This is a genomic window from Paenibacillus ihuae, from assembly GCF_001368795.1.
GTDB lineage: Bacteria > Bacillota > Bacilli > Paenibacillales > Paenibacillaceae > Paenibacillus_AQ > Paenibacillus_AQ ihuae.
The window spans coordinates 2046339-2054632 of record NZ_LN831198.1 but is presented as its reverse complement, the minus strand read 5'-3'; the positions used below and the strand labels follow the sequence as shown (position 1 = coordinate 2054632).

The 8294-nt window shown below is 53.0% G+C and carries 10 protein-coding genes; 4 read left to right on the top strand and 6 right to left on the bottom strand.

Going from position 1 to position 8294, the window contains the following annotated elements:
• On the top strand, positions 1–732 hold a 732-nt coding region (thiD, locus tag AQR02_RS09220; RefSeq protein ID WP_245237249.1), incomplete at its 5' end, for a bifunctional hydroxymethylpyrimidine kinase/phosphomethylpyrimidine kinase.
• Positions 729–1385, top strand: coding sequence for a thiamine phosphate synthase (gene thiE, locus AQR02_RS09215; protein WP_054940314.1), 657 nt, complete (start codon positions 729–731; stop codon positions 1383–1385). The genes thiD and thiE, both read left to right, overlap by 4 nt.
• 62 nt (positions 1386–1447) lie before the next feature.
• Here thiE and AQR02_RS09210 read toward each other — a convergent pair whose 3' ends face one another.
• Positions 1448–1990: a GNAT family N-acetyltransferase gene (locus AQR02_RS09210; RefSeq protein WP_054940313.1), complete on the bottom strand. Its 543-nt coding sequence runs from the start codon at positions 1988–1990 to the stop codon at positions 1448–1450.
• A gap of 127 nt (positions 1991–2117) precedes the next feature.
• Here AQR02_RS09210 and AQR02_RS09205 point away from each other — a divergent pair, with 127 nt between their 5' ends.
• Both AQR02_RS09205 and AQR02_RS09200 read left to right on the top strand, forming a co-directional pair.
• Positions 2118–2573 carry a MarR family winged helix-turn-helix transcriptional regulator gene (locus AQR02_RS09205; protein WP_054940312.1) on the top strand — a complete coding sequence of 152 codons (456 nt, stop codon included), beginning with the start codon at positions 2118–2120 and terminating at the stop codon, positions 2571–2573.
• 25 nt (positions 2574–2598) lie between these two features.
• Positions 2599–4434 carry an ABC transporter ATP-binding protein gene (locus tag AQR02_RS09200; protein WP_054940311.1) on the top strand — a complete coding sequence of 612 codons (1836 nt, stop codon included), beginning with the start codon at positions 2599–2601 and terminating at the stop codon, positions 4432–4434.
• On the opposite strand, the gene AQR02_RS09195 is transcribed toward AQR02_RS09200, so the two are convergent.
• From AQR02_RS09195 to AQR02_RS33865, 5 genes are all read right to left on the bottom strand, one after another.
• Complete coding sequence (locus tag AQR02_RS09195; protein WP_054940310.1) at positions 4431–5135, bottom strand: pseudouridine synthase; 705 nt, start codon at positions 5133–5135, stop codon at positions 4431–4433. The genes AQR02_RS09200 and AQR02_RS09195 overlap by 4 nt on opposite strands.
• 95 nt (positions 5136–5230) lie before the next feature.
• Positions 5231–5404 (bottom strand): DUF3934 family protein, encoded by a 174-nt coding sequence (locus tag AQR02_RS31180; protein WP_082451748.1) that lies wholly within the window; start codon positions 5402–5404, stop codon positions 5231–5233.
• A 125-nt stretch (positions 5405–5529) separates the two neighbouring features.
• Entirely contained in the window at positions 5530–6615 is a 1086-nt protein-coding gene (gene asd / locus AQR02_RS09190) for an aspartate-semialdehyde dehydrogenase (protein WP_054940309.1), read from the bottom strand.
• 146 nt (positions 6616–6761) lie between these two features.
• Entirely contained in the window at positions 6762–7976 is a 1215-nt protein-coding gene (locus AQR02_RS09185; RefSeq protein ID WP_054940308.1) for a VWA domain-containing protein, read from the bottom strand.
• Positions 7977–8294, bottom strand: a 318-nt coding sequence (locus AQR02_RS33865) for a DUF5682 family protein (RefSeq protein WP_245237247.1), incomplete at its 5' end; no start/stop codon positions are given.

Here is an 8294-nt window from a genome sequence, read left to right as displayed (position 1 = left end):
CTGGGCGGTATATGGCGATGTCGGCGGCTTACGGCTGTGACTGCACAGAATACGCTCGGCGTTCAGGCGCTCTATCCGCTGGAATCTGATGCCGTTACCGCCCAGCTGGATTCGATCGGGGCCGATCTGCAGCCGGATGCTGTAAAAACCGGCATGCTGTTCAGCAGTGAAATTATCCGGATCGTGGCCGGAAAGATCAGGCAATATGGCTGGAACTCACTGGTCGTTGATCCCGTGATGGTCGCCAAAGGGGGCTCCTCACTGCTGCAGCAGGAAGCTGTACAAGCGCTGATTACAGAGCTGCTCCCGCTTGCCCTTGTTGTCACCCCCAATATTCCGGAAGCGGAAATCTTAACGGGGATAACTATCTCGGGGCTCCCGGACCGTGAAAGAGCTGCACAGCTCCTTCATGCAATGGGCCCGCAGTATGTGGTCCTAAAAGGCGGCCATGATGACGGGACGTCCGGAGTGCTTGATCTGCTCTATGACGGGCAGGAGTTCATATACATGGACAGCCCGCGGATTGCAACCCGGCATACCCATGGGACAGGCTGCACCTACTCAGCGGCAATCGCAGCCGGACTTGCCAAAGGGAATACGGTAACGGAGGCCATTTCAACGGCGAAGGCCTTCATCCAGGCTGCGATTGAGGGTAGCCTGGGGATCGGAGCCGGTCACGGGCCGACCAACCATTTTGCCTACGGGAACAGACACAGGGGGATGCTGCCATGAAGCAGATCAGTGCCGAGGATATGCGGCGGATGCTGAAGCTGTATTTTATCATGGGCAGCGTTAACTGCCGCCTGACCCCTGAAGAGACACTGACCCAGGCAATTGCCGGAGGAATTACAATATTTCAGTTTCGTGAAAAGGGTCCTGGTGCGCTGCGCAGTAACGCGGCTTACGATCTGGCCAGGCAGCTCCAGGCCATTTGCCGTGAACACGGAATCCCCTTCATCGTGAACGATGATGTAGAGCTGGCTATTGCGCTTGATGCCGACGGGGTTCATGTCGGCCAGGAGGATGAACCGGCTGGCTCGATCCGTCAAAGGCTCGGAGCCCATAAAATCGTCGGCGTATCGGCCCACAGTCTGGCCGAGGCGCAGCAGGCTATTGCGGACGGAGCGGACTATCTGGGAATCGGTCCGGTCTATCCCACCTCCTCCAAAGACGATGCACAGGCTGTGCAGGGTACTCAGGTGATTGAGCAATTGCGGCGCAACGGTCTTACCATCCCGCTGGTCGGGATTGGCGGCATCACAGCGGGTAATGTCCCTCCGGTCATCCAGGCTGGTGCTGACGGAGTCTCAGTGATCTCTGCAATTGCCGCAGCCGGGGACATCCGCGCAGCAGCACAGCAATTGCTGGATGCCACCTTAATATAACCGGCAATATTTCAATTACAAAGAACGGGTGCCCCTCCTTCAGGAGACGGCACCCGTTCTGTTTAATTAAATCTGCCCATCATAAGCGTACTGTAGTATGTACCGTCCGCCAACAGCTTGTCTTTTTTAAGTATACCTTCAGTTTCGAAACCAAATTTGCGGTACAGCGAGATCGCCGGCCGGTTCGTCTCCAGAACTGTTAAAGACATTTTTACAACTCCGTTCGCATCCGCCCAGGAAGTCGCTTGCTGCAGCAGGCTGTATCCGATCCCATACCCCCAGAACTCCTGCAGGATGCATATGCCAAATTCAACTTTGTGGGCATTTCTGGACAAGGTTTGTCCTTCGCATCTGGCGAATCCGACCAGCCTCCCTTGCACCTCGGCAACCAAAAACAAATTTCGGTTAGCGTCCGTGTCTTCCCGGATCATCCCGGCAAACCCCTGCGCATCAATGACTCCCTCACCCTGCCGCCGCTCTAAATTCTCCGTCTCTCCGTCAATCTGCCATCTTAACCCGGATAACTCCGCAGCATCCTGCTCGGCCGCTGACCTGATGATATAACGTAACCCGTTCCTTTGAAAATCCAGACTGTCTATGTACATCGTTCATACCCTCCATTGTTTCGGTTGTTAAATTATAGCATTTACTTTCCCGGCGTACAGGAGTAAAATCAGTTTACATTGTTAACGGTTTACAAGCATAACTATATTCAGAGGGGCAGGGTTATCGATGATTGATCCGGAACACACGATTGAGCTCTATCATTCTTACTTCAAAGTGGCCCGCCAGCTCAAACGGCTTGCCCATCAGAGTGCAGCCAGTCTCGGGTTGACCGTACATCAGATCGGCGTCCTGAACTCCATTCATGAGAATCCGGGACAGACACAGAAAGAGGTCACGGAACGGCTTGTTTTTGCCAAAAGCAGAGTCAGCCTCCATATCGATTCACTTGCCGAGAAAGGCTTAGTATCCCGGATAACCTCAGAGCAGGATCGCAGAGAAACGAAGCTGTTCATTACCTCCGAGGGAGAAGCGCTGTGCAGGCGGTATAACGAAGAAGCTTTTTCCTACAAAATGCTGAGTTCTTCGCTGGAACAGTTTCCGGAGGAAGACATTCAGTCCCTGCTGCGCATGAACAAACAGCTGCTCGCCCGTTTAATGCAGGTGCAAGACAAAGAATGTTAAATCCAAACAAAGCTGGTGATGAGTAATGTCTAGGGGATTTGGTCCCGGCAGTGGTTTCGGCGGTGGGCCGGGGCACGGGAAACTAAAATTTGACGATGACGAACAGAAACCGAATATTTCCAAGGCGCTGCTGCTCCGTATATCTAAATATTTTGCACCCTACTGGAAGCAGACGCTGGTTGTAATGCTTGTGCTGATTGTGTCAGCGGTTCTGGGACTGCTGCCGCCTATCCTGATTCAGCAGATTATCGACGTGGCGCTGCCGGACAAAAATCTGCGGCTGCTCGTATTCCTGGTGCTCGCTTCGCTAGGAACCACGGTGATTTCCGGACTGCTCGGCGTATTGCAGAATTATCTGAACTCCTTTATCTCCCAAAACATCGTCCATGATATGAAAAATCAAATGTACCGCCATCTTCAGCGGATGCCACTGCAGTTCTTCTCGGGAGTCAAGCAAGGGGAAGTCATCACGAGAATGACAAGTGACATCTCCGGGGTCCAAGGCGTATTCAACAGCACGATTGTCAATTTTGCCAGCAATCTGTTTATCCTCGTATCGACGTCAGCCGCCCTGTTTATCATGAACTGGAAGCTGGCTCTGCTTGGTATTCTGGTTGTCCCCCTGTTCATTATCCCTACCCGCAAAATGGGCAATGTGCGCTGGAAGCTCGCCAAGCAGACGCAGGAAAAGGTGTCAGAGCAGAATCAGGTTATCCAGGAAACACTCAGCATCAGCGGGTATCTGCTAATGAAGCTGTTCACCAAGGAGAATGCGGAATATAAAAGCTTCGCTGCCATCAATGCGGAGGCAACCTCCCTGCAAATCCGGGAATCGATGGCCGGCCGCTGGTTCATGATGGTTCTCTCCACCTTTACGAGTATCGGTCCGATGCTGATCTACCTGTATGGCGGATTTCTTTTTATCCAGGGAGAGCTTTCCGTAGGTACCATCATTACATTCGTCGCACTGCTCGGCAGACTGTATGGACCAGTCATGCAGATGACCAATCTGTATGTAGATATTAAGCGCTCGGTGGCCTTGTTTGAACGAATCTTTGATTATTTTGATATGGAGCCGCTCATCGTTGATGAACCACAAGCAGTACCGATCAGCGCCGCGGGGAAAAGCATTGGATTCGAGAATGTGGGTTTCGCCTATCAGCCGGACAAACCAGCTCTGCAGAATATCTGCTTCACTGCGGCTGCGGGAACGCTGACGGCACTCGTCGGACCCAGCGGAGCCGGGAAAACAACGATTACGAACCTGATTCCGCGTCTGTATGAGGTCACTTCGGGGAAGATTACCATTGGTGGACGAAATATCCGTGACTTTACACTGGAGTCGCTGCGTTCCCAGATCGGACTCGTTACTCAGGATACCTACTTGTTCAACGGCACGATCAGGGAGAATCTGCTCTATGCCTGCCCTGAGGCCGGCGAAACGGAGATCATCGAGGCCTGCCGCTCCGCATATATTCATGATTTTATTATGGGGCTGCCGGAAGGTTATGATACGGTGGTCGGAAACCGCGGCATCAAGCTGTCCGGAGGGGAAAAGCAGCGGATCTCAATCGCCCGTGTGCTGCTGAAGAATCCGCCCGTTATTATTATGGATGAAGCCACATCCTCACTCGACACCGTCTCAGAATTTTACATTCAGCAAGCCATGCATGTCCTGTTGAGGAACAAGACTAGCATCGTTATCGCCCACCGGCTGTCGACTATCATGGCAGCAGATCAAATCCTCGTCGTTAAAGACGGGGCAATTGTTGAGGAAGGAACGCATGAAGCACTGCTGGAGCAAAGCGGCGTCTATAAGGATTTGTATGACAAGCAGTTTGAGCCAAAAGTTTTCGCTTAGGCTTTTTGCCGGTTCAGTGTAGCCAGTAGCTCATCCAGCTCCTCCCGGGTCAGATGCCGCCACTCCCCGCGTGCCAGTCCATCCAGCGTGATATTCATGATCCGGGTCCGTTCCAGGCGCAGCACTCTTTGGCCCAGCTCTTTGCACATCCGGCGGATTTGCAGGTTAAGTCCCTGGGTCAGAATGATCCCGAATTCCTGATCGTCAACCGGGTAAGTAACACAGGGTTTCGTAACTGTTCCGAGAATGGGTACACCGGCAGACATCGCCTGCAGGAATTCGGGAGTGACCGGCTTGTCGACAGATACGCGGTATTCCTTCTCTTGATGGTTCTCGGAACGCATGATTTTGTTTACGATATCCCCATCATTCGTCATGAGGATCAGGCCTTCCGAATGTTTATCCAGCCGGCCCACAGCAAAGATCCGTGAAGGATAATTCACATAATCAACGATGTTGCCTTCCACTTCGCGTGCTGCTGTACACGTAATCCCTACGGGCTTGTTCAGTGCCAGGTAGACCAATTCTTCCTGGCTTAAGCTGACGGGCTGGCCGTCAACAGCCACTTGATCACCTGCCACTACCTCGGCGCCCTTTTCGCAGACTGTACCATTTATCGTAATCCGGCCGGCTTGGATCAGCCTGCCGGTCTCTCTGCGCGGGTATATTCCTGTCCTGCTCATGTATTTGTCAATTCTCATCGTTTCTTTCCTTCCGGCTGGAAAATACAAAAGCACCTGATTTCAACGTACAAATCAGATGCTGCATGTACCCCATCTATAGGCACAAGGCCAGATTATTTACTGCCGCCTGTTTTTGCTCCGCTGCCGCTTTTGGCAGCACCTTTTGCCCCTTGGCTGCCGGCGGGTCCGCCTTTTGGCTTCACCGGCTTCGCCGTTTTATTCCAGCGGGTCCAGCCCTTGCTGCCTGTCCCTCTGCCTGTGCCGCCGCCTTTACTTTTTGCCACAATATCACTCCGTCAGTATTCAGTTTTCGTTAGACTTAATCTATCTTACCATTACTATGGGCAGAATGTCAGGTAAATACACAAACAGCCCCCCGGAACAGATCCGGAAGGCTGCATGGTAGGCTCTATTATTTCGGCTGGATATAACCTTCCGCCTTCAGCAGTTCAGCGATCAGTACAGCTCCGCCGGCTGCGCCGCGTACCGTATTATGGGACAGGCTGACGAATTTGTAATCATACAGAGAATCTTCACGCAGTCTGCCTGCGGAAACTCCCATTCCGTTCTCGATGTCGCGGTCAAGCTTGGTCTGCGGGCGGTTCTCTTCCTCAAAATAGGTGATGAATTGTTTCGGTGCGCTTGGAAGCCCCAGTTCCTGAGGACGTCCTTTAAAGCTGTTCCAGCGTTCAAGAATTTCTTCCTTGGACGGTTTTTGTTCAAAGGAGGCAAATACCGCAGCCAAATGGCCGTCAGCGACCGGTACACGGATACACTGGCTGGTGATTACCGGCTGCTCGCTTTTAACGATACCTGCATCGGTCACTTCGCCCCAGATCCGCAGCGGCTCTTGCTCGCTCTTCTCTTCTTCGCCGCCAATGTACGGAATGACGTTGTCAAGCATCTCCGGCCAATCACCAAAGGTTTTGCCGGCCCCGGAAATCGCCTGGTAAGTCGTTACTACGACCTTGGAAGGCTTGAATTCATTCAGGGCATTTAGTGCAGGCATGTAGCTCTGAATCGAGCAGTTCGGCTTCACGGCGATAAATCCGGTTTCTGTACCCAGGCGTTTGCGCTGCTGGGCAATCACTTCCAGATGCTCCGGATTGATCTCAGGAATAACCATCGGAACATCTGGAGTCCAGCGGTGTGCCGAGTTGTTGGAAATAACCGGTGTTCCGGTCTTCGCATAAGCTTCTTCAAGTAGCTTGATCTCTTCTTTCTTCATATCAACAGCGCAGAAGATCAGATCCACATCCGCAGCCACTTCTTCAACATTGGAAGCATCCTGAACCATAATCCCCTTAACCGCGTCAGGCATAGGTGTGGACAGCTTCCATCTGCCCTTCACCGATTCTTCATACGTTTTGCCTGCCGAATTCCGGCTTGCAGCAATTGCGGTCACTTGAAACCATGGATGATTCTCAAGGAGTGCAACAAAACGTTGACCCACCATACCGGTACCGCCAACAATACCCGCTCTCAACTTACTTGACATAAGTAATTCATTTCCTTTCAAGCCGCTCCTATGGATAGGTGCTTTTTAATAACCGATTATAAATGATATACGCAGCTTACACAATATGTGAATGAAAAGTAACTCTTTCCTATTGTATAATTCCCCGCTTTCCACAAGCTCAAAAGCTATGCGGTTCCGAGCCGTTTCGCCAGTTCTCCAAGATCCTGCCCCTTCAGCGCACCTTCTACAAGCGCCGGAAGCAGAGCCGGAGTACAGGCAAAACAAGGCGTTCCGTCCCGCGTTAGCTGCCTGGCCAGATGCTCATCATAGGAGGGCTTCCCTGAGTCCGATAATGCCAGTAAGGTCATTGTCCGAACGCCGGACTCCCGGAGCCCGCGCATCCGCCGCACCAGTCCGGCTTGGTTCCCGTTCTCATACAGGTCTGAAACGATAATGAACAGCGTCTTCTTCGGCTCTTCAATAAACTGCTCACAGTATTTCACTGATTTATGGATGTCGGTTCCGCCGCCCAGCTGAATGCCGAACAGCATATCGACCGGATCATTGGCGCATTGCTCCGTCAGATCCACCACTTCAGTATCGAACACGACCACGCGGGTATTGAGGGCAGGGATGCTGGCAAAGATCGAGCCGATGACCGATGCCCAAATGATCGAATCGGCCATAGATCCGCTTTGGTCGATATCGACAATAACCGTCCACTCCTTGCTGCGGCGGGCGCGGTCAAAATAATAAAAACGCTCGGGAATGATGATCCGACGCTCCTGGTCATAATGCTTCAGATTCCGCTGAATCGTCAGCTTCCAGTCCAGCCCGCTGAGCGATGGCAGCGGTGAGTGCTGCCGCTTGTTTAGCGCTCCGGTGACTGCGCGCCGGATGTCCGTCTCCAGCAGCTTGACCAGATCGTCTACCAGCGCCTGAACGAGCATTCTCGCGGTATCCTTGGTCTTCTCCGGAATTTTGCCCTTAAGCGAGAGCAGCGTTCCAACGAGCTGAATATCCGGTTTGACTGCAGCCAGCAGCTCCGGCTCAAACAGCAGCTGCTTCCAGCCCCGGCGCTCCATGGCATCGCTCTGGATGATCGATACCACATCCTCCGGGAAAAAGCTGCGCACATCCCCCAGCCATTTGGACAGATGCAGTGCACCATGCCCGGTGCTTGAGCCCTTGCCCTTGGCGCTGCCGGCGGCCGTTCCCGAGGCATTGCCCGTTCCTGTCTCGTCATAAATAGCGGCAAGCGCCGCATCCATTACCTTCTCCTCTTCCGTCAGCATCAGCTGTCCGCCTTCACCGTAGCCGGACAGTGCAGCCTCCGCTTCCTGGCCGAGAATCAGCCGCCAGCGGGACAGGGTATTCTCCTGCTTATGTTCATTCGTCATCTAAAAGTCCCCGAAGTCAAAATCATTCAGCTCCTCCAGCATTTTGGCTTCTTCCTCCTTCAGCTCGCCGGTGAGAATCTCTGCAGCCTGTTCTTTGTTCACACCCCACAGCTCGCCCAGCAGCTCGGATATCATTGTCTTCTCGCGCGGCGAGAAGGTGCTGAATGCACGGCGCAGGAAGACCAGCGCCCGCTTGAATTCATCATCATCGAGCGCATTGATATAGTCGTTAAGCTGCTCCCACAGACTCATTCGCGACAGGAGACCGTAATGTCCGCGCATCGACAGCCCTTCGAACCACCCTGCTCCAAGATCAGC